The 21566-nt window shown below is 69.8% G+C and carries 17 protein-coding genes; 7 read left to right on the top strand and 10 right to left on the bottom strand.

Annotated features, from left to right (window positions below; all coding sequences use genetic code 11):
* Window positions 1-213: 213 nt before the first annotated feature.
* Together IG04_RS0108495 and IG04_RS0108490 are read right to left on the bottom strand one after the other, a co-directional pair.
* Window positions 214-1470 (bottom strand): alpha/beta hydrolase family protein, encoded by a 1257-nt coding sequence (locus IG04_RS0108495; RefSeq protein ID WP_051769267.1) that lies wholly within the window; start codon window positions 1468-1470, stop codon window positions 214-216.
* 70 nt (window positions 1471-1540) lie between these two features.
* On the bottom strand, window positions 1541-4618 hold the full coding sequence (locus tag IG04_RS0108490) for a S8 family peptidase (RefSeq protein WP_051769264.1): 3078 nt from the start codon (window positions 4616-4618) through the stop codon (window positions 1541-1543).
* A gap of 104 nt (window positions 4619-4722) precedes the next feature.
* Between IG04_RS0108490 and IG04_RS0108485 the strand changes: the two genes are divergently transcribed.
* Window positions 4723-5313, top strand: coding sequence for a TetR/AcrR family transcriptional regulator (locus IG04_RS0108485; RefSeq protein WP_030476000.1), 591 nt, complete (start codon window positions 4723-4725; stop codon window positions 5311-5313).
* A gap of 6 nt (window positions 5314-5319) precedes the next feature.
* Here the strand turns inward: IG04_RS0108485 and IG04_RS0108480 are convergent, their stop codons facing one another.
* The gene (locus tag IG04_RS0108480) at window positions 5320-6561 is read right to left on the bottom strand and encodes a cytochrome P450 (RefSeq protein WP_030475999.1); all 1242 of its coding nucleotides are present in this window, start codon (window positions 6559-6561) and stop codon (window positions 5320-5322) included.
* A 98-nt stretch (window positions 6562-6659) separates the two neighbouring features.
* Window positions 6660-7076 carry a VOC family protein gene (locus IG04_RS0108475; RefSeq protein WP_030475998.1) on the bottom strand — a complete coding sequence of 139 codons (417 nt, stop codon included), beginning with the start codon at window positions 7074-7076 and terminating at the stop codon, window positions 6660-6662.
* Window positions 7077-7126: 50 nt separating this feature from the next.
* Here IG04_RS0108475 and IG04_RS0108470 point away from each other — a divergent pair, with 50 nt between their 5' ends.
* Together IG04_RS0108470 and IG04_RS0108465 are read left to right on the top strand one after the other, a co-directional pair.
* On the top strand, window positions 7127-7768 hold the full coding sequence (locus IG04_RS0108470) for a GntR family transcriptional regulator (RefSeq protein WP_030475997.1): 642 nt from the start codon (window positions 7127-7129) through the stop codon (window positions 7766-7768).
* A 115-nt stretch (window positions 7769-7883) separates the two neighbouring features.
* Window positions 7884-8966, top strand: a complete 1083-nt coding sequence (locus IG04_RS0108465; RefSeq protein ID WP_030475996.1) for an oxygenase MpaB family protein — start codon at window positions 7884-7886, stop codon at window positions 8964-8966.
* 92 nt (window positions 8967-9058) lie between these two features.
* On the opposite strand, the gene IG04_RS0108460 is transcribed toward IG04_RS0108465, so the two are convergent.
* The 4 genes from IG04_RS0108460 to IG04_RS0108445 all read right to left on the bottom strand — a co-directional run bounded on the left by IG04_RS0108460 (window position 9059) and on the right by IG04_RS0108445 (window position 11948).
* Window positions 9059-9664, bottom strand: a complete 606-nt coding sequence (locus IG04_RS0108460; RefSeq protein ID WP_030475995.1) for a response regulator transcription factor — start codon at window positions 9662-9664, stop codon at window positions 9059-9061.
* Entirely contained in the window at window positions 9661-10722 is a 1062-nt protein-coding gene (locus tag IG04_RS0108455; protein ID WP_211257706.1) for a sensor histidine kinase, read from the bottom strand. Before IG04_RS0108455 ends, IG04_RS0108460 begins: the two co-directional genes overlap by 4 nt.
* Window positions 10723-10732: 10 nt before the next feature.
* A complete protein-coding gene (locus IG04_RS48020) occupies window positions 10733-11473 on the bottom strand; it encodes a hypothetical protein (protein WP_036014085.1) in 741 nt (246 codons plus the stop codon).
* Window positions 11474-11552: 79 nt separating this feature from the next.
* On the bottom strand, window positions 11553-11948 hold the full coding sequence (locus IG04_RS0108445; RefSeq protein ID WP_173849956.1) for an ATP-binding protein: 396 nt from the start codon (window positions 11946-11948) through the stop codon (window positions 11553-11555).
* A gap of 89 nt (window positions 11949-12037) precedes the next feature.
* On the opposite strand from IG04_RS0108445, the gene IG04_RS0108440 reads away from it, so the two are divergent.
* The 3 genes from IG04_RS0108440 (at window position 12038) to IG04_RS0108430 (ending at window position 16343) form a co-directional block, all read left to right on the top strand.
* A complete protein-coding gene (locus tag IG04_RS0108440; protein WP_030475991.1) occupies window positions 12038-13321 on the top strand; it encodes a hemolysin family protein in 1284 nt (427 codons plus the stop codon).
* Window positions 13322-13427: 106 nt separating this feature from the next.
* On the top strand, window positions 13428-14366 hold the full coding sequence (locus tag IG04_RS0108435) for a sigma-70 family RNA polymerase sigma factor (RefSeq protein WP_051769261.1): 939 nt from the start codon (window positions 13428-13430) through the stop codon (window positions 14364-14366).
* Between the two features lie 162 nt (window positions 14367-14528).
* Entirely contained in the window at window positions 14529-16343 is a 1815-nt protein-coding gene (locus tag IG04_RS0108430) for a S8 family peptidase (protein WP_030475989.1), read from the top strand.
* Here the strand turns inward: IG04_RS0108430 and IG04_RS0108425 are convergent.
* On the bottom strand, window positions 16340-17173 hold the full coding sequence (locus IG04_RS0108425; protein WP_030475988.1) for a phosphotransferase: 834 nt from the start codon (window positions 17171-17173) through the stop codon (window positions 16340-16342). The two genes, IG04_RS0108430 and IG04_RS0108425, sit on opposite strands and share 4 nt — an antisense overlap.
* 96 nt (window positions 17174-17269) lie before the next feature.
* Here IG04_RS0108425 and IG04_RS0108420 point away from each other — a divergent pair, with 96 nt between their 5' ends.
* Window positions 17270-20053 carry an AAA domain-containing protein gene (locus IG04_RS0108420; RefSeq protein WP_051769258.1) on the top strand — a complete coding sequence of 928 codons (2784 nt, stop codon included), beginning with the start codon at window positions 17270-17272 and terminating at the stop codon, window positions 20051-20053.
* Here the strand turns inward: IG04_RS0108420 and IG04_RS0108415 are convergent.
* Window positions 20018-21511, bottom strand: a complete 1494-nt coding sequence (locus IG04_RS0108415) for an alpha/beta hydrolase (protein WP_030475986.1) — start codon at window positions 21509-21511, stop codon at window positions 20018-20020. The two genes, IG04_RS0108420 and IG04_RS0108415, sit on opposite strands and share 36 nt — an antisense overlap.
* Window positions 21512-21566: the final 55 nt, after the last annotated feature.

The following is a 21566-nucleotide window of genomic DNA, read 5'->3' as shown; positions in this document are numbered from 1 at the left end:
TGCGACATACCGCTTTGAGCAGGAAAGACGGGTGTTCGTTGACGTGTTCGACCAGTGTCTCAACGTGCGCAAGGGCGATCACCAGCGGCAGGACATCCGGTGTTGCGGGAGGTTCGGGTCCGAACCTGCCCGGAAAATTGATGTGATCTTGATGGTCCCGCTTGCGGCCGCTTGCTCTGAGCTTGCTTGCCTTGCGTAGGGTTTGCGCAAGTTTCAGAGCTTCGCGAACAACCTTCTGGCTCGGTTCAGCAGATCCAGCCTGTGCTCACGCTGCCGAAGCGAGTGCCCTTCGCCCGGATAGACGACGAGTTCGGAGTGCTTCACCGCGCCGTGCAGTAGTTCGGCTTGCTCCACCGGCACGTTCGTGTCGTCCGCGCCGTGCACGATCAACATCGGTGTGGAGATCCGATCCGCGTAGGTGAGCGGACTGTGCTCCGGGCTGTCGCCCAGCGCCGCCTCGAACGCGCCCCACTCACCTGTGGCGATCAGGCGTGGCCAGTCCGAGATTCCCGCGCCCACCAGCGCGACCTTGAACCGATCCGTCCTCGTCGTGGCCCACGCGGCCATGAACCCGCCGTGACTCCACCCGGCGATGCCGAGCCTGTTCCCGTCCGCGACTCCTTCCGCGACGAGCAGGTCGATGCCGGCCTCGATGTCGTGCCACTCCTCCTGCCCCACCTTGTGCGCGACGGCCGCGGCGAACTCGTGCCCGCGCCCCTGCCCGCCCCGCGGATTGGGCAGGAAGCACGCGATCCCCTGATGCGCGAACCACTGCGCCGACGGCACCCAGTGCAACTGCAGGTCGTCGGTCCAGCGGTCGTAGGGCCCGCCGTGAACGAGCGTGACCAGACGACACGGTCCGTCTCGTCTGGTCCTGCCTGGCGGCAGCACCAGGAGGCCGTCGAGTTCCAGGCCGTCCGGCGCTCGGTACCGGAGGCGTTCCTGGGTGCCCCAGGGGATGCCGTCGAGGTCGCGGTAGCGGGGCGGCAGGTGCGATCCCCTGACGCGGGCGAGGAAGCGGCCGTCGAGGCGGCGGAACTCGGTGTCCAGGCCGGTCGCGACGACCACGACCGGTGCCTCGCCGTCGTCCTGGACGAGGTCGATCGGGCAGGCGCGCATGCCTTCGGTGAGGTTGCGGTGGCGCTGGTCGAAGACGGCGTTGCCGCCCTGCAGGTGCGGCGGTGTCAGCGCGAGGTAGCAGACTTCGTCGCCCCACCACACCGGCGAACCGGCGTCCGCGGGCGTCGCGCCCAGGTCGGTGACGGTCCCGCCGGTCTCCACTACGTGCAGGGCGGGGTTGAGCAGGCCGGGGTCGATCTTCGGCGACGACCAGGTGATGACCGCGAGCCGGCCGTCGGGATGTCGCGCGACTTCGGCGACGTGGCGGCCAGGGATGCTGACCCCGGTCGACGTGGGTTTGGTGGGTGGCGGGCGGTGGGCGGCGGCGATCTCGTCAGTCAGTTCCCGCACGGTCTCCAGACTACGGAAGGCCCGCGCGCTCCTTCGCCTCGTGGGCTCGGGAGCGCGCGGGCCGGTTCGGTCAGCGGAGCAGGTACGCGTTGACGATCGTCTGCTCCACGGTCTGGCCGCTGCCGGACGCCTTGGCACGCAAGGAGACCGACTTGGCGTCCCTCGGGTGGGCGAGCAGCACGCGGTTGGCCGTGATCTGCGTGCGCTTCCACGTCGTGCCGCCGTCGTAGGAGACCTCGACGGACGTCACGCGCACCGAGTCCACCTGCGACTGCGTGGAGATCGGCACCGAGAGCATCTGGCCGGCGCGGCCGTAGCCGTTGTCGTCCAGCTGCGGGGCGAAGCGGACGACGGACAGCGGTAGCGCCGTCTGCCGGGCCGTCGTGTCGCTGCGGAACGTCCACACGCCGGACACCTTGGAGCTCAAGGCGTCGTCCCGGACGGCGGAGGTTTCCAGGCGGTAGTGCGCGGCGCCCGGCTGGACGTCGACCGCCGCCCAGCCCGGTTCGGCCGTCTCGACGGCCTTCACGTTGTCGCGGTACAGCGTCGTGCGAGCCTCGGTCACGCGGCCGTAGCCCTCGTTGCCCGCGTTGTCGCCGTACAGCGGCACGGTGATCCGGACGAAGTCGCCGGTGCGGAACGAGTGCGGGATGTCCCGCGACGGGGGCAGTGCCGGGCCGAACACCGCGCGGTTGAACGGTTCCACGTAGGACCTGCCCGGCTTGTAGTGCCGCAGCGGGGTGACGAGCGCGCCGATGTTGCCGGTCTCGTCGAACAGGTTGAACCTGCGCGACCAGTCACCGCCCTCGCCGCCGTAGTACTCGGTGCGCTGGCCGGGAACGAAGTTGTCCAGCGAACCGTACGTCCAGTCGGCGCGGCCCTCGGGCGAGGAGGTGTGGCCGATCGACGCGCTCTGGCCCGGTTTGAGGGCGGGCATGTCGACCTTGACCGTCGCGAGGTCGTTCTTCGCGACCGTCTTCGTCAGGCCGTTGGGCGCGGATCCCTTGTGGTACCAGGCGAGTCCGTAGAAGTCCGGGCCCGCGGTCCAGAACGTGGCGATCTTGCCGGTGACCTCGTTCGAGTCGGGGCCGAGGCTCGCGACGCCGAGGTGGTCGATGGAACCGCCGACCGAGAAGTTGCCGATGGTGTAGGCGGTGCCGTCGACGACCCGCTCGAAACCGGTCTGCAGCAACGAGAGCCGCGCGGTGACCGGCAGCGTCACCTTGACGGGCTTGGCCTGGCGGGCGTCGAGGTTGATCGTCGTGGCGCCGGAGACGGTCAGGTTGGGGTAGTTGATGACGTCGTGGGTGTAGGCACCGGACGACGACATCACGCTGCCGTTCAGGATGTAGCGGCCCTTGGCCACGCGTGCGACGCCGGTCGTGCTGTTCGGCCAGACGCGGGCGCCGGTGTCGACGTTGATCAGGAACGCGAAGGTCGACGCCGTCGTGACTCCGGACCGTTCGACACCGGTGACCTTGATGTCGTAGCTCTCCACCTCCAGGTCGGCCACGACGGCCGTGCGCAGGCCGCTCGCGACGATGGCGCCGCCGAACACGCCACCCGCCGGCTGCTTGGTGACGTCCGCGGTGACCGTGGCCGTCGCGGTGCCGCCCGCCGGAACCGTGAGCTTGGCGGGGGAGACGCTGAACAGGGTGCCGTTCGTGTCCGTGGTGAGGTCGAGCGTGACCGGCTCGGAGCCCGCGTTGGAGTAGGTGATCTCCTTGGTCAGCACGGGTTCGGCGGTGTGCGGCCACTGGTGCGCGCCGAAGCTGATGCTCGCCGGGGAGGACGTCACGTGCTGCTTGATCAGCTTGGCGACGTCGACACGGCCGGAGCCCTGCTCGAACGGCGTGAGCTGCTCCGTCGGCGTGGTGGTGCCGGTGAGACGGGCCTTCAGCGCGGTGCCGCCCAGTTCCGGGTGCTGCTGGCGCAGCAGTGCCGCCGCGCCCGCGACGTGCGGGGTCGCCATCGAGGTGCCGTCGAGCGAGGTGTAGCCGTCGGCGACCGGCGCGCCGATCCTGCCGTCGGAGTGCAGGGCGGCGACGATGCCGACGCCGGGCGCGGTGAGGTCGGGCTTGAGCGTGCCTGCCTGCGTCGGGCCGCGGCTCGAGAACTCCGCGATCCCGTTCTGGTCGTCGACCGCGCCGACGGTCAGTGCCGCGTCGGCGGTGCCGGGTGAGCCGATCGTGCGCGCGTTGGGTCCGCTGTTGCCCGCGGCGATCACGAACAGCGCGCCCTTCTCGGCGCTGAGGCGGTTCACGGCCTCTTCGAGGGGTTCGACCTCGGGGGTGTCGTAGCCGCCGAGGCTCATGTTGATGATCTGGGCGCCCTGCTCGACCGCCCACTCCATGCCGGCGATGATCCCGCTGTCCTGCCCGGAACCGTTGTCGCCCAGCACCTTCACGTCGAGGATGCGCGCGTCCGGTGCGACGCCGCGGTACTTGCCGCCGCTCTTCGCGCCGGTGCCGGCGACGATCGACGCCACGTGCGTGCCGTGACCGTGGTGGTCGCCGTTGTCGGGAGAGTTCGAGAAGTTGCGCTCCCCAATCTCGCGGTCCGCGAGGTCCGGGTGGGTGTTGTCGACGCCGGTGTCGAGGACGGCGACGGTCGTGCCCTTGCCGGTGAGGCCCGCGGCGTAGGCGGCGGGGGCGTTGATCTGGGCGACGCTGCGGTCGAGGTTCGCCTTGCGCCTGGCGTCGAGCCAGATCTTCTTCGCGCCCGACGCGGACAGGGTGCCGGCGAGCGGGGTCCTGGCCGCGTCGAACGCCACGCCGTTGATGCTGCGCAGCTGGAGGCCGGATTGCGCGCTCAGGGTGCCTTCGGGGTAGGTGGCGATGACCGGGAGGGCGCCGCCGTATGTCGCGAGCTCGGTGACGTCGAAGAGGCGTTCGTCGAGACGGCCGTCCGCGATCATCGGGATGGCGTCGTGCGGCACCACGTACTCGTGTCCTCCGGAGGTGTACGTGGAGAACAGGACGCGCTCACGGCCGGGCGCGGGTCTGATCGCGCGTTGTCCGGTGAGCACCTGGTCCCCGGTGATCAGCGTGACGGTGGGCGCTGATGCCGTGGTTGGTGGGGGAGATGCACCGGCCTGGCCCGCGGTGAGCAGGGCGCCGGCCAGTACGACGACTCCGAGTAAGCGCACCCGGTCCTCCGTAGGTTCGTGAGAGCGTTCTCACGGACCGTAATGAGGTGCTCACCTGGCTGCAAGGTCTACACCAATTTCCGGCACGCTTTAATCTTTGCGCCATGACGGGCCTGCGTGAACGCAAGAAGGCGGCGACCAGGGAAGCGCTGGGTGACGCCGCCTGGAGCCTGTGCGTGGAGCACGGCCTCGACCGGGTGACGGTGGACCAGATCGCGCGGGCGGCCGGGGTGTCGCTGCGGACGTTCTTCAACTACTTCTCCTCCAAGGAGGAAGCGGTCGTCGCCGGTGACACGGCCACGGCGCTCGCGTTCGTGGAGGAGTTCGCCGCACGGCCCGAGAGCGAACCGGTGCTCGTCGCGCTGCGCGAGGCCCTGCGGACGATCTACCCGCGCTACGTCGACCTCGACCGCCTCCGGCAGCTGCGTGAGCTCCGGCGGGACCCCGCGCTGCTGCCGCACGTGTTCGCTGCCTACTCCGCCCGCGAGCAGGCGTTGACGGCGGCGATCGCGGTGCGCTGCGGAGTGGACCCCCAGGTGGACCCTTATCCGGCGGTGACGGCGTCGACGATCCTCGCGTCGATGCGCGCGGTCGTGCAGTGGTGGCTCGACACACCCCAGGCCACGGACAGGTTCGACGTCACCGAGCTGGTCGGCCGGATGATCGACCAGCTCGGCGCAGGGTTCACCAGGTGACCGTCTTCACCAGGTGACGGGAAGCCGGTGCACGCCGTAGATCGACATGTCGGTCCGCAGCGGCACCTCGTCGGCGGGCACGGCGAGCTTCAACGCCGGCAACCGGCGCAGCAGCTCGGTGAAGCCGACCGCCATCTCCACGCGCGCCAGCTGCTGGCCGAGGCACTGGTGGATGCCGTGCCCGAACGCCACGTGATGCCCGCGCGGCCGGTCGACCAGGAGCGCGTGCGGGTCGTCGTACTGGGTGTCGTCGCGGTTGACCGCGGGCACCGACACCACGACCGTCTCGCCGGCGCGGATGGTGGCGCCGCCGATCACGACGTCCTCCGTGGCGTGCCGTGAGACGCCCGAGCTGATGATCGACAGGTACCGCAGCAGCTCCTCGACCGCGTTCTCGGTCAGTTCGGGGTTGTCGCGGAGCCGGGCGAACTGGTCGGGGTGCTCCAGCAGTGCGAACGTGCCGAGCGCCAGCATGTTCGCCGTCGTCTCGTGGCCCGCGATGAGCAGCAGGTTCGCGATGCCGGTGAGCTCGTTGTCGTTGAGGTCGGTGTCGCGCACGAGTCCGGACAGCAGGTCGTCGCCGGGGTTCTGCCGCTTGGCGCGGACGAGCCCGTGCATGAACTTCCGCAGCTCGGTCGTGTTCTTGATCTGCTCGTCGACCGTGGTGTTCAGGCTGAGCAGCTTGGAGGTGCGGCGCTGGAACTCGTCGCGGTCGCCGTAGTCGACGCCCAGCAGTTCGCAGATCACCAGCGACGGCACCGGCAGCGCGAAGTCGTGCACGAGATCGGCCGGCGGTCCCTTCTCGATCATCGCGTCGAGCTGGGAGGTGACGATCTCGTGCACGCGCGGCGTGAGGTCCCGCATCCTGCGCACGGTGAACTGCCCGGTCAGCAGCCGGCGGTAGCGCGTGTGCTCAGGGGCGTCCATGAAGATGAACGACCCGGCCTGGCGCTCCGGCGGGAACATTTCCGCGTGCAGCTCGGGGGAGATCAGCGCCCTTGCGCGGGGGCTGTTGATCCGGTCCGAGCTCATCTGCGGTGCGGCGAGCACCGCCCGTGCCTCGTCGTGCCCGGTGACGAGCCAGACGGTGTCGCCGTTGTGCTCGATCCTGTGGATCCGCCCGTGCTCGCTCAGCTCGGTAAGCCCGGTGGCCGGGTCGAACGGGCACTTGCCGCGGTTGGTGAGTTCAGCGGGCAACTGCGGGCGGATGAGCTCCTGCGCGTTGCGCTGCCGCTCGGCCGTGGTCATGGCCTCTCCCTGTCTGACCCGGTGTGACCGGGCCGTGGCTCGGCGTCACCTCCACGGTACCGAAACTTGCGCGTTGTGCAAGATTTTTAATCAGGGCTTCAGACCGCGAACACCTGGGCGTCGTCCGCGAAGGCCTTGAACTCCAGGGCGTTGCCCGCCGGGTCCAGCAGGAACATCGTCCACTGCTCGCCGGCCTCGCCCTTGAAGCGCACGTACGGCTCGATGACGAACTTCGTGCCGGCGCCGGTCAGCTTGGCCGCCAGCACCTGGAACTCGTCCACGGTCAGGACCAGGCCGAAGTGGGGGACCGGCACGTCGTGGCCGTCGACCGGGTTGCTGACGCGCTCGGTCCTCGGCGCGAGGTGGGTGACGAACTGGTGGCCGTGCAGGTTCCAGTCGATCCAGGTGTCGGAGCTGCGGCCCTGCTCCAGGCCGAGGGTCTCGCCGTAGAACTCGCGGGCGGCGGAGAGGTCGTCGACGGGCATGGCGAGGTGAAAGCGGGGGATGTTCGGCATGTAGGAATGTTAACATCTCTACAAGGTGTCGTCTTGTTAACATTGCTCGCATGACAGTGGGTCCGGCGCGACGGCGAGGTCTGGGCAGCGAGGTCGCGGACATGATCCGCGAGGCCATCTTCGACGGCGGCTACCCGCCGGGTAGCGCGCTGCGCGAGGTCGAGCTGTCCGAGGCACTCCAGGTCTCGCGCGGTCCTGTCCGGGACGCGCTGCGCGTGCTCGAACACGAGGGCCTGGTGCGCGCCGAGTGGCACCGCGGCACCACGGTCGCCGAGCTGTCCCTTCAGGACGTCGCCGAGCTGGACAGCCTGCGTGGCGCCCTGGAGGTGCTGGCCGTCCAGCGCGTGGTGGCCACGGGCGCCTCGCTGGAGAAGATCGCCGCGGCGGCGCTGGAGATGGAACGCGCCTTGACGCCGCACGAGATGGTGCGGTGCGACATCGCGTTCCACGACGCCGTGTACGCCGCCGCCGGCCATTCGCGACTGACCCAGGCCTGGGAGGCGATCCGGTCGCAGGTGCACCTGTTCCTGATCACGCGGGTGCGGCTGAGCACGGACGGGTACCTGGAGCAGATCCGCGACGAGCACCGGGACCTGGTGGCCGCGCTGCGGCTGGGGAACGTGGAGGGGGCGCTGAAGCTGTTCGCGGAACACCGCAGGCACGCGTTCGACGTTCTCACTTCAGGTTCCTGAGCCTGTTGCACTTACTCCAATCGAGATCACCGCCGCTCACGAACGCGTGGAATCACTGGGCTGAAGAGGTGATCATGGCGATCAACGGCCCGGAGGGACCCATACGCTCGGCGCCGTGGACCTGGACGCGCTGAAGTACGAGGGCGACCCGCTCGCCGATGCCGTGATCGCGCACCTGGTCGAGAGCGGCAGCCTGAACGAGGTCAACCAGGTGCTCGCGGAGTTCCGTGGCAACGACGAGCCCATCCCGGCGCACCTGCCGCCCGTGGTCCGCGACTACCTCGTCGCCACCGACGACCCGCCCGAGTGGATGGACGAGGAACGCGTCGCCCGCGCGCACGAGTTCTTCGTCGACGACGGCGTGCACGTGGCGTCGGTGCTGTCGTTCGGCGCGATGGTCAACTGCTACGCGCAGCCCAGGCCGTCCCGGGTCCTCACGATCACCCACCGGCTCAACCAGCCGCACCGCAGGCTGTCGGAGACGTCGCAGTTCGTGCTGAACATGATGGAGCCCAACGCTTTCGGCACGGGCGGCTCGTTCGTGCCGACCATCCAGAAGACCCGGCTGATCCACGCGGCGGTCCGCTACTTCGTCGGCCGCTCACCGGAATGGGACCACGAAGCGGACGGCGTTCCGGTGTGCCAGCAGGACCTGCTCGGCGCGCTGCTGATCTTCTCCGTGCAGGTGATCGACGGCATGCGCCGCATCGGCGTCTCGGTGACCGACACGGAGGCCGAGGACTACTACCACGTCTGGCGGGTCGCCGGCGCGGTGCTCGGCATCCGCCCGGACGTGATGCCGGAAACGCTGGCAGAGGCCGAAGAAGTCAGCAACACCATGGTCCGGGCGTCCTACGCGCCGTCGCAGGAAGGCATCGAACTCACCAGGAACCTCGTCGAGCTGTACGAGAAGTTCGTGCCCGGCAAGGCTTTCGACGGTGTCGTCGCGGCGATGGTGCGGCAGGTCGTCGACGAGGAGGTCGCGGACTGGCTCGAGGTCCCGCACTCACGGGGCTGGACCACGGCGGTCAGGACGGGCGCGAAGGTCATGCGCGTGTTCGAACGCGGCGAGGACCGCAGCCGGGTCGCCCGCGCCGTGCTCGACAAGGCTGGTGATCTGCTGCTCGGCGCGAGCGTCCGCACGCTCACCGACGGCCAGTCGACCACCCTGACCGTGCCGGCCTGCCTCCGCCGTTAGGGTCTGTATCGAAGCTGATCCGCGATAGCCGGGCCCGAGGCGGCCCCTGGCGGCAAGCGCGACTCTCATCGAACCAGACTTCGATACAGACCCTAGAGCCAGCCGTGGTCGTGCGCCACCGAGAACGCCTCGGAACGGCCGGTGACACCGAGCTTGGCGACCGCGGCGGACAGGTGGTTCCGCACGGTCCCGGCCGACAACGACGTGCGGGCGGCGATCTCGGCGACCGGGGTGCCGAACTCGCTGAGCCGCAACACTTCCAGCTCGCGCTGCGTCAGCGGGCACGGGGGAGCGGCGAGCGCGTCGGCGGCGAGTGCGGGGTCCACCCAGCGCGAACCGGCGTGCACGCGGCGGATCACGTCGGCCAGCGTGCCGCCGGGCGATCCCTTGGGCAGAAAGCCTTTCGCGCCCGCGTGCAGGGCCTGCTGCAGGTGTGGTGGCCGGCCCCGGCCGGTCAGAATCACCACGGCGCACGTCGGCAGCACGCGCGCCAGTTCCTCGGTGACCTCCAGGCCGTCCAGCAGCGGCATCTGCAGGTCCACCACGGCCACGTCCGGGCGGTGTGCCCGTGCGGCCTCCACGGCGGCCCGGCCGTCACCCGCGCGGGCCACCACCTCGAGATCCGGCTCCAGGCCGAGGAGCGCCGCGAGCGCGTCGCGGATCAGCTCCTCGTCGTCGGCCAGCAGGACCCTGATCACGCGGGCACCACGACCTGCAGCGTGAACACGTCCCCGGACTTCTCCACGGACACCTGACCACCCACGGCAGCGAGCCTCTCCCGAAGGCCGCGCAGGCCGTTGCCCTCACCCGAAGGCTTCTCGGTGCCGTCGTTCGTGACGGTCATCCGCATCTCCTCGTCCGCGACAGCGACGTCGATCATGCACCAGGTCGCGTGGCTGTGCCGCAGCACGTTGGTGCACGCCTCCCGCAACGCCAGCGCGAGCTGCGTGGCGCGCTCACCGTCGACCGGCACTTCCGAGACGGTGCACCGGATACCGGCCTCCTGCAGCACGTTCCGCACGGCCTCAAGCTGTTCGGGCAGGTTCACGGCCCGATAGCCGTGCACCGCGTCACGCACCTCTTCCAGCGCCGAGGACGCCAGCCGTTGCGCCTCGAACGCCTCCGCCGCGGACCGCTCCGGGTCGGTGGAGGCGAGCCGCCCGGCCAGTTCGGACTTCAGCGCGATCACCGTCAGCCGATGTCCCAGGAGGTCGTGCACGTCGCGCGCGAACCGCAGCCGCTCCTCGCTCACCGCTAGATCCGCCTGCGCCTCACGCCCGGCCCGCGCCTGCCCGAGCAGGCCCGCGAACCACATCGGCAGCCCGGCCATCGCGATGATCGTCACCCCGACCGACGCGGCGATCATCTGGTACGTCGTGTGGTCGCGGCTGACGAAGAACCCGACCAGGCCCGACACCACCACCGCGCCGATCGCCGCCAGCCACCGCCAGGGGCCGCTCAGCAGCAGCGGCGCGAACCCGGCCGCGGCGCCGCCGATCCACGCCCACGTCGACAGCTCGTCCGGCCCGACCGGCGCCACCAGCGGAATCGTCACCAGGGTCGCGGCCACGAGCGCCCACAGCGGCCCGCCGCGCAACGTCACCGCGTACGCCACGGCCAGCACCAGCAGCCCCAGGACCCCGAGCCAGCGCAGCGCGGTCGGCTCGCGCAGCACCGAGATCAGCGGCACGGCGAGCGAACTCAGCCACAGCACGTGCAGGGTGCCGCGCAGCGTGGTGTGCGGGAGATCGTTCATCGTCATGAGCCTAGAACCACACCATCAGGATCGTGACCGCGATGACCAGGTCGAACACGCCGCAGAACTCCGACCACCAGCGCGGCACGACGGCGTTGCGCACGTGGTGCACCAGATCCCAGATGGCGTGCGCGCCCCAGCCCAGCGCGATGAGCAGCACCCCGGTGTGCGGCGACACGAGGATCACCGCCACGGCCAGCACCGCGTACAGGCCGAACACGACGAGCAGCGTCCGAGGCGCTCGCCGTCCCCAGCACAGGTAGGCCGCCTGGCAGAGCAGCAGGGTCCACACGGGAGGCACCAGCGGCGCCTGCCAGAAGTCGAACGAGGCCGCCAGCGCGATCGCCGCGGGCCAGCGCTCGCCCAGCGCCCGGATCACCGGGTTCGTGCTGGGGGTGCCGTGCTCGTGGCGGTAGCGGACCAGCACGGCGATCATCGCGGGCAGCATCAGCAGGTGCCCGCCCATCTCGACCGCGTGCCCGTCCAGCACGCCGAGCCAGTACGGCACCAGGACCACGAGGTACGGCACGAACATCGCCGCGCACATCTCGAAGATCCGGCCGTGGCCGCGATAGCGCATCCACAGCGCCATGGGCACGGACATCGACGCCGCCATCCACAGGGCGGCCACCTCGACCCGTACGGGCGTCCACAGAGGCCCGAGCAGGGCCATTCCGATCAGCATCGCCACGAGCATCTCTGCCCCGTGGCGCACCAGCGGCCGTACCGCCGGCGAAACCGTTGTTGTCATGCTTCGAGCATCGAAGAGACTCGCGGCAAGACCTATCCGCGCGCTGTCATGACTTCTCTGTGCGAAACGCACAGACGACCTATGCGTTCACCTCTGCCCAGAGGGTCTTCCCACCCGTGAACTCCCGGGTTCCCCAGCACCGGGAGAGCTGGGCGATCAGCACCAGCCCACGGCCTCTCGTGTCACCGAGACGCGACTGCCCCAGCCGAGGGAGTTCGGCCGGTGTGTGGTCGTCGACCTCGACCCGGATGAAGTCCGTGTGTCGTTGCACCCGCACGGCGCGCGGCCCTTCGGCGTGCTCATATGCGTTGCTCGCGAGTTCCGTGCATACGAGGAGGACGTCGAGCACGACGTCCTCCGGCAGATCCCTCAGCAAGGTCTCGATCCACCCGCGCATCGCGCCGAGATCCGGCTCGTCCTCCGGCAGGGTGTGCAAGGTCCTCGCGGAGGCGCTCAGCATCTCGGGGGCGTCCATATTCATCCCACCTCGTCCCTGAGGGCGTCCTGGTTGCTCAAGACGGCCGTCAGGGTGCGAAATACCACCGTGCGTGCTACCCCAAACGTGTGGACGGCTATGGCTTCAACCTCGCGCTGGTCGCGGTTCTGGTGTTGCTCAACGCGGCTTTCGCGGGTAGCGAGATGGCGTTCGTGTCATTGCGCGAAGGTCAGCTGCGCTCGCTGGAACGCTCAGGGCATCGCAGGCTCGTGCGGCTCGCACGCGATCCGAACAGGTACTTCGCGACGGTCCAGATCGGCATCACGCTGTCCGGGTTCCTCGCCTCGGCGACCGCCGCGGTCTCGCTGGCGGCACCGATCGTGCCGCTGCTGGGCTTCCTCGGAGGTGCGGCGAACGGGGTCGCGATCGCGCTCGTGACGGTGGCCTTGACGTTCGTCACACTCGTCTTCGGGGAACTGGCGCCCAAGCGCCTCGCGATGCAGTACGCCGTGCGCTGGGCGAAGATCGTCGCCGGCACGCTCGACCTGCTGTCGACGATCTCCCGGCCCGTGGTGTGGCTGCTCAGCAGGTCGACCGACCTCGTGGTGCGCGTGTTCGGCGGCGACCCGAACGCCGACGAGGAGCAGATGTCCGCGGAGGAGCTGCGTGATCTCGTCGAGGTGCAACAGCACCTGAACCAGGAACAACGCACGATCATGACCGGTGCGCTGGAGATCCACGAACGAAGGTTGCGCGAGGTCCTGGTGCCGCGGCGGCAGGTGACGATCGTCGAATCAGGTTTGGACACCCCCGCCGCACGGGAAATCCTGGCGAGGACAGGACATTCGCGGGCCCCGGTGACCAAGAACGGACACCTCGACGACGTGGTCGGCGTGGTGCATCTGCGAGACCTGCTCGACGACACCGTGGCCGTCGCGGACGTGGCACGGGCGCCGATGGTGCTACCGGACTCGCTGCGCGTCACGGACGCGTTGCGGCGCATGAAGGCCGAGCACGAGCAGCTGGCAGTGGTCGTGGACGAGCAGGGCGCGGTCGACGGCATCGTGACGCTGGAAGACCTGCTGGAGGAGATCGTCGGTGAGATCTACGACGAGACCGACTCCGACGTGGTGACGGTGAAGGCCGGACCTGACGGTTCGATCGAGCTGCCCGGCGCGTTCCCGATCCACGACCTGGTGGACGTCGGCGTCGAACTGCGCGACGCGCCCGCCGGGCCGTACGCGACGGTCGCCGGGCTGGTGCTCGTGATCCTCGGCCACATCCCGGAAGAGCCGGGTGACGTGGTGGAGGTCTCCGGCTGGAAGATCGAGGTCCGGCAGGTCGAGCACCACGCGATCACCAAGGTGAGGCTGAGGTCACAGGCGAAACCGCGGAATGAAGTGGACCTCTGAACCGTTACATATGAGTGCAGCGGTGTATAGGGCCGTTGCTCCGCAGACGGCGGCGAGTTCACCCGCGCCGGCTGCAACACCTGCCAACGGATACGGGGGATTTGGCATGCCCGCAGATCTGAAGAACCGCGCGTCCGGGCAGCAGGACGCGGACCTGGTCGGCCAGTACCTCCGCGAGGTCGGGCGCACGCCGCTGCTCACCGCGTCCGAGGAGGTCGACCTGTCCCGGCGCATCGAGGCCGGCGTGTACGCGGCCCACCTGCTCCAGAGCGGCGACACGACGCGCGAGCCGAGGCTGCTGCGCCGGATCGTCGCCCAGGGCGAGCGCGCCAAGGACCACATGATCCGTGCGAACCTGCGCCTGGTCGTGTCGGTCGCGAAGAAGCACTCGTTCCGCGGGCTGCCGTTCGGGGACGTGATCCAGGAGGGCAACCTCGGCCTGATCCGCGCGGTCGAGAAGTTCGACTACGCCAAGGGCTACAAGTTCTCGACCTACGCCATGTGGTGGATCCGCCAGGCGATCGAACGGGGTCTGGCCGAGCAGACCCGCACCGTGCGCCTGCCGGTGCACGTGGTCGAAGAGGTCAACAAACTCAGGAAGATCGGGCAGAAGCTGTCCGCGTCGTTCGGGCGCGAGGCGACGATCGAGGAGATCGCCGCCGAGGCCAAGTGCTCGCCGTCGCGCGTGCAGGACATGCGGGACGCGGCACGCACCTGTGTGTCGCTGGAGACGCCGGTCGGCGGCGAGGGCGAGTCGGTGCTGGGCGACCTGATCCAGGACACCGACGGCGTGTCCGCGCCGGACCTGGTGGAGCAGCAGGAGTTCACCGAGGGCATTCGCTCCCTCCTGGACATCCTGCCCGAACGGCAGGGCCGGATCATGCGCCTGCGCTACGGCCTGGAGGACGGGCGTGCCCGCACCCTGCAGGAGGTCGCGCAGGAGCTCGGCCTGACCCGTGAGCGCATCCGCCAACTGGAGAAGCAGTCGCTCGCCCTGCTCAAGCAGTCGGGCGACCGGGACGATCTTTTCGCGCTCGCCGGCTGACAACCGTACGAAAGTCGCTTGTTCTTCCCCTTGTCGCAACTAAAGACTCATCACGTCCGATAACGGACTAACGCTGTTTCGCAACCGCGTGTGAACGCATCTGTAGGGCCGTCGAGGGCCGGCCCGCGTTCGCACGCGGTTCCCTGCGAATGAGGAGCAGTGATGAGACAACGCACCCTGCGCACGCTCGGGGTGGCGGCAGTTGCCGTCGCCGGAACCGTGCTCGCGCTCCCACAGGCTGTGGCCGCACAGCCCGAAGGGCCGATCGTCGCGGAGAACGCGCCGAACGCGGTCCAGGACAACTACATCGTGGTGCTCAAGGACGGCACCATGGCGCGCTCGGAGGTGAGCGGCCGCGCCGACGGCCTCGCGTCCCGATACGGAGCCAAGATCGGCTTTACCTACAAGGCCGCGTTCAAGGGCTTCTCGGCCACCTTGTCGAAGCAGCAGGCCAAGCGCCTCGCCGCCGACCCGGCCGTGTCCTACGTGGAGCAGGACCGGACCGTGCAGGTCCTGACCGACCAGCTCAACCCGCCGTCGTGGGGTCTCGACCGCACCGACCAGGCGAACCTGCCGCTGGACAGCAAGTACAGCTACAGCACGGGCGCCTCGAACGTGACGGCGTACGTGATCGACACCGGCATCAACTACGACCACGCCGACTTCGGTAGCCGTGCGTCGTTCGGCTTCGACGCGTTCACCGACGGCCGCAACGGCAAGGACTGCCAGGGCCACGGCACGCACGTCGCCGGTACCGTCGGCGGCGCGGCCTACGGCGTGGCGAAGAACGTCAAGCTCAAGGCCGTCCGCGTGCTCAACTGCCAGGGTGGCGGTTCCGTCGCGACCGAGGCGGCGGGCGTCGACTGGGTCACCGCGAACGCCGTCCTGCCGGCCGTCGCGAACATGAGCCTCTACACCGGTACGGCGAACGAGCCGAGCCGCGTGCTCGACGACGCCGTGCGCGCGTCGATCCGCGGCGGCGTCACCTACGTCGTGGCGGCGGGCAACTTCAACGACGACAGCTGCAAGTACTCGCCGCAGCGCGTCACCGAGACGATCAACGTCATGGCGACGGCCCGCACCGACGCCCGCGCGTCGTTCTCGTCCTACGGCACGTGCAGCGACCTGTTCGCTCCCGGCCAGGACATCGTTTCCGCCTCCTACAGCAACAACACCGGCTCGGCCACGATGAGCGGCACGTCGATGGCGTCCCCGCACGTCGCGGGCGCGGCGGCGCTGTACCTCGCGGACAACCCGGCCAAGACCCCGGCCGAGGTGCACGCGGCGATCCTCGCCCAGGCCACCCCGAACAAGGTCACGAACCCCGGCGCCAACTCGGCGAACCTGTTGCTGCGCACCAACGCCGGCGTTACCGGTGTCTCGGTGACGAACCCTGGCAACCAGTCCACGGCCCTGAACGGCACCGCCAACCTGACGCTGTCCGCGTCCGGTGGCACCGCGCCGTACACGTGGTCGGCGACCGGCCTGCCCACCGGGCTCTCGATCGGTTCCTCGAACGGTGTCGTCACCGGCACGGCGACCACTGCCGGCACGTACAACGTGACCGTCACGGCCACCGCGTCCGCTGGCGGTTCGGGCAGCACGTCGTTCACCTGGACGGTCGGCTCGGCCACCTGCGCCCCGCAGACCAACGGCACGGACGTCGCGATCCGCGACAACGCGACCGTGACGTCGACGGTGGCGTTCACCGGCTGTACCGGCACCGCGTCGGCGAGCAGCAAGGTCGAGGTGCACATCAAGCACACCTACAAGGGTGACCTCGTGGTCGACCTGGTCGCGCCGGACGGCTCGGTCTACAACCTGCACAACCGTGCGGGCGGCAGCGCCGACAACATCGATCAGATCTACACGGTCAACCTGTCGTCCGAGACTCGCAACGGCACCTGGACTCTCCGGGTCCGTGACGCGGCCACGGCCGACGTCGGCACGATCGACACCTGGACGCTGACGATCTAAAGGTTCGTCAGTGTCTCTGTGAAGTAGTGCAACGTGAGCTCCGCGTCCCGTGACTGTTCGTGCGGGGCGCGGAGCTTCTGTGTGAAGTCCGCGATGTCGTTGACGGCCCGTCTCAGCGAGTAGAAAGCGCTGTAACCGCCGACCAGCCAGTGGTCACGTTCCGGCGGGGCCAGTCCGACCGTGTCCCAGTCGATCAGGCACAGGCCTTGCGGACTGTGGATCACGTTGCCCGCGTGGGGTTCTCCGTGGGTGACGACCCGCTCGTCCGGGAGCTGCCCGGCGAGCAGGTCCAGTTCGGTCAGTGCGGCGTGGAGGATCTCGGTGTGGGCCACGAAGACTTCGCGGGCCTGGTCCGAGAACCACTCGCCGGGCTCATCGAGCAACGCCGTCAGCGCGGCCCTGGCCGGGACGTCGATCGGGGCGACCGGGGTGTCCGCCGGTGGCTCACAGCGGTGCAGCGCGGTCAGCAGCTCGCTCACCCCGGGGTGGACCGGATCACCGAAGGACCCGGCTTTCCCCATGACGTAAGGGAAGACGCTCAGCGCGTAGCGGTCGTTGAGCAGGACCACGGTCTCGCCGTCGTCCGATCGCACCGGTGCGACGACGAACGGCAGTTGCTCAGCCAGACTCGCCGCGGTCTCCATCGCCTGCCGCAGACCGGCCAGTGGCTTGGCCGTCAGGTCGGACACCGAGGTGAACCACCGGTCGTAGACCGTCCAGTGGTAGTCGCCGAAGCCGACGGGGGCGTAGACCGGTGGCCCGGTGATGCCGAACCGGGCGAGGCCGGCGCGGAGGTCGTGACCAGGCAGACCTGCAGGAAGATCTCTCACAGCGAGCGACGGTACCCAGCTCCGGCGCCCCGGCGCATTTCACGGTTCACCCTGCCTGTACTGGTTACTCGTGTCGAATGCTGCAGGATGTCTTGCGTGAACGTTCCGGCTGTGTTGCGTACCCTGGCCCGGCTTAGCGCCGCCGAGCAGCCGCAGAAGCTCGTGCTCGACCTCACCAAGGCCGCCGGGCTGCTCTGGCTCGGCGACCACGAGCCGTCGTGGCGGGCGATCACGCTCGTGCAGGAGGGTCCGCACTGGACGCCGGTGTCGTGGACGGCGCCCAAGCTGGCCCGCGACGAGGTCGCGCACCTGGCGGCGTACGACGCGCTGCACCAGGAGGACCGGTTGCTGCGGCTGGGCTGGGCGTTCCTCACCGGGCCCGCGCAGATCGGCGGGCAGCGGCGCCGGGTGTGCCTGCCGCTGGTGTCGCGGCCGGTGCGGCTGCACCACGGGCTCGGCCTCGGCTACGCCTACCACGTCGCCGGTGACGCCGGGGTGTTCCCGCTGATCGACGACTGGGCCAGGACGGCCGAGCGGGAGGCCGCGCTCGCGCCGACCGAGGCCTGGATCACCCAGACGCTGCGGCTCGCCGGGTTCGAGAACGTGCCGATCGTGCACGACGACCCCAAGAAGCTGATCTCCGGCAGCGAACTCGTCGTCGCGATGGGAGCAGGGCTGCACGCGGGTGAGCCCGTCGTGAAGACCGAGCACGGCACGGCCCTGTACGACTGGTCGGGCAAGAAGGGTATCGATGGCACGGCGTTCGCGGCCCTGTACGGCGCCGCCGCCGAGCCGGACCACCACGACGAGCCGATCAGTTCGGCGTTGCCGCTCAGCCACAGCCAGATGCGCGCGGTCGAGCACGCTCGCCGTGCGCGGATCACGGTCGTGGGCGGGCCTCCTGGTGCGGGCAAGACGCACACGCTCGCGGCGTTGGCGCTCGATGCGGTGGCAGCGGGCAAGTCCGTGCTCCTCGCCAGCCGCACGCGCAACGCCGCCGACGTGCTCGGTGGTGCGCTGCGGAAAGCGGGCGGGCCGGTGCCGGTGCTGTTCGGCGACTCCGAACTGCGGCAGGAGATGGCGCGCGAACTGAGCGACGGGCTGACCGCCACGAGCAATCCCGAGCGACTGAACGAACTCGATCGCATTCGGCGAGCGGCCGCCGCCGCTGTCAGCCGTGTCGAACGCACGACCGGTGGCTCGCTCACCGACGAACAGCTGGCCGCTGAAGCCAAGAAGCACCAGGCGTTGATGCCGGCGCATCGGGCCGTGGCACCGAAAGCGTTCGACGCGGGCGCGGACTTCGCCACACTGCACGGACTTCTCCAGCCGCGCACCGGATTCCTCGGTGGCCTGCGGACCGGGTGGGCGGTGCGGAAGGCACGCGGGCTCGCCGGTGCGGGCGAGGTCTCGGTCGAGGACCTCCGCGCCGCGATCGAGGCGGCCGAGCAGACCGCGGCGTCCGTCCGGATCGGGGCGAACGGCGGGACGGCGTTCGGTGAGCTGCGGCCGTTGCTGGCCGAGCAGGACGTCGCGAGCCGCACGGCCACGGCCACGTGGCTCAAGGAGTACTCGGTGAGCCGCCGGGGTGCCGGCGCACGCCGGGCGGTGGCGGCGCTGGCGAAGGCGCTGCGGTCCGGGCGGGCGGCCCGGCGGCGTGGGCTCGCCGAGATCGACAGCGCGGATCTCGTTGCGGCACTGCCCTTGTGGGTCGGCACGCTGTCCGATGTGGAGGACATCCTGCCGCCCGTGCCCGGCATGTTCGACCTGGTGATCATCGACGAGGCCAGCCACGTCGACCAGCCGCTGGCCGCACCCGCGTTGCTGCGCGGCCGGTCCGCGGTGATCGGCGGTGATCCCCGGCAGTTGCGGCACGTCTCGTTCGTCAGCGACCAGGCGGTGCAGGCGGCGGTCGACGCGGAGGGCACCCAGGACCTGCGCGACCGGCTGGACGTGCCGAAGGTGAGCCTGTTCGACGCGGGCGCGGCGACGGCGGGCGTGCACTGGCTCGACGAGCACCACCGCTGCGCGCCGCACCTGATCGGGTTCGCGGCGGCCAAGTTCTACGACGGCAAGATCGCGCTGCTCACCACGCACCCGTCGATCGCCGACGTCGACTGCATCGACACCGAACGCGTCGACGGCGACCGCACCACGAAGGGCGTCAACCAGACCGAGGTCGACGCCGTGCTCGCCCACGTCCGCAAGCGGGTGGCCGCGGGCGTGCGCTCGATCGGCGTCGTGACCCCGTTCCGCGCGCAGGCCGACGCGCTGGAGGAAGCGCTGCTCAGCGAGCTCACGCTGGACGAGATCACCACCGGTGGCGTGCGCGTCGGCACGGTGCACGGCGTGCAGGGCAGCGAGTTCGACGAGGTCGTGATCAGCCTCGCCGCGGACGCCAAGCCGGGCGCGTGGCGGTTCGTCAACGACCGCAACCTGCTCGCCGTGCTGACCACCCGCGCGCGCCGGAAGGTGCACGTCATCACGTCCGCGCCCGAACCGCCGGGCCTGATCGGCGAGTACCTGCGGCACGCCGACGTCGCGCCGACCGAGACCGCCGGCACCGAACCCGAGGACGAGTGGACCGCGCGCCTCGCGCACGAACTGCGGGCCGCGGGACTGACCGTGCGCACGGGCTATCCGGTCGGGCAGTGGCGAGTGGACCTGGTGGTGGGGGAGAAGGACGACGCCGTCGCGGTGGAGACGCGCCCGCACCCATCAGGAGTGCGGGCGCATCTCGCTCGCTGGCGTGCGCTCACCCACGCGGGGTGGCGCGTGCACGACGCGTTCGGCAGCCGGTTCGGCGACGACCCGGCGCGTGCCGCCGTGGAACTGACCCAGGAACTACCTGCGGCTGGGCTTGAACAACGGCTCGGCTGAGGCGACCGACGGCAGGAACGGGTTCGGGTTCGCCGGGCACACCGTCCCGACGGGCGGCAACGTGCCGTTGAGCAGGTACGCGTTCGTGTGGTCGGTCGCGCACTGGCTCACCCCGTACGCCGTGTGGCCCCAGCCCGCGTAAGCGAGCAAACGACTGCCCGCGAGCTGACGGTTGGCGGCCTGTGCGCCCCGGAAGTCCGTCACGCCGTCGAAGTAGTTGCCCACCACCAGAACCGGCGCGTTGGTGCGGGTGCGCCACGGCCCGGTGAAGCGGTCGGGGTTCACAGGCCAGTTCGCGCACGCCGCGTTGCCCCACCACCACGCCGGCCCGAACTCCGAACCCGCTGCGGCGTAACGGGAAATCGCCTTGTAGGCGTTGAAGTCGCGCGGGTACTCGATGTCCGCGCACACGTTGCCGTTGTAGGCGTCGAACCCGTTGGCGTAGTCCGGTTCCGCCGCAACGGAAAGCGACCCGGCGGCGGCGTCGGACAGCTGGTCGAAGAGCGCGGCGGCGTCCGGCCAGTCGCTCGGCGAGTACATCGCGCCGAGCGCGGAGTTGATCACGGCGTCGTAGGTGAAGACCTGGCCGCCGAGCTCGATCGGCTTGGCGCGCACCGACTTCAGCAACGCGTCCCAGCGCTTCTCCGACTGCGGCCCGAAGACGCACGCGGCCTCGTCGCAGGTGCGGAGGAACTCGCGGAACTCCTCCTTCGTCGCGATCCGGTCCGACTCGATCTGCCGGCCGCTCGACCACAGCTCGGGATCGAGCACGCCGTCGATCACGAGCGCGCGGATGTTGTCCGGGAACAGGTTCGCGTAGGTCGCGCCCAGGAACGAACCGTACGAGAAGCCCAGGTAGCTGAGCTTGCGGTCACCGACGGCGCGGCGCAGCAGGTCCATGTCCCGTGCGACGTCGGCGGTGCTCATGTGCCGGGCGATCCGCTGGTCGTCGCGGCACTCGGGGCCGAGCGAGCGGTAGCGGTCGAAGAACGGCCGCTCCTGTGACGCCTGGTACGGGAAGCCGGGGATGCCCTCGAAGAACTTCCCGAGGTCCGCTTCGCTGGCGAAACAGTGCAGCGGATCGGATTTGCCGATGCCGCGCGGGTCGAACCCGACGATGTCGAACCGGCCCTGGAGGTTCGCCGACAGGGCGTTGCCGGCGCCGAGCGCGAAGTCCACGCCCGAGCCGCCGGGCCCGCCGGGGTTGAGGAACAGCGACCCGATCCGGCGTGCGGTGTCCGTCGCGGGCTTGCGCGCCAGCGCGACGGTGGTCGTGGCGCCGCGCGGGTCGTCGTAGTCGAGCGGCACCTTCACGGAGGCGCACTCGAAGCCGGGGTGCTCGGGTCCGCAGGCCGCCCAGTCGATCTCCGGGACCTGCGCGCCACCTGCCGAGGCCGGTACGGCGGGTGTGCCGGTGATCATGAGCGCGGCCGCGGCGGCCAGCACGGTGAATCGCATCGACAAGCTCCCCTCTCGTCCCCAGAAGCGCTCTTCCTACCGGCTCGCGACCGGC

The sequence above is a fragment of the Lentzea albidocapillata genome (assembly GCF_000719115.1).
Taxonomy (GTDB): Bacteria; Actinomycetota; Actinomycetes; order Mycobacteriales; family Pseudonocardiaceae; genus Lentzea; species Lentzea albidocapillata.
This window is presented reverse-complemented; position numbering and strand designations above follow the sequence as displayed.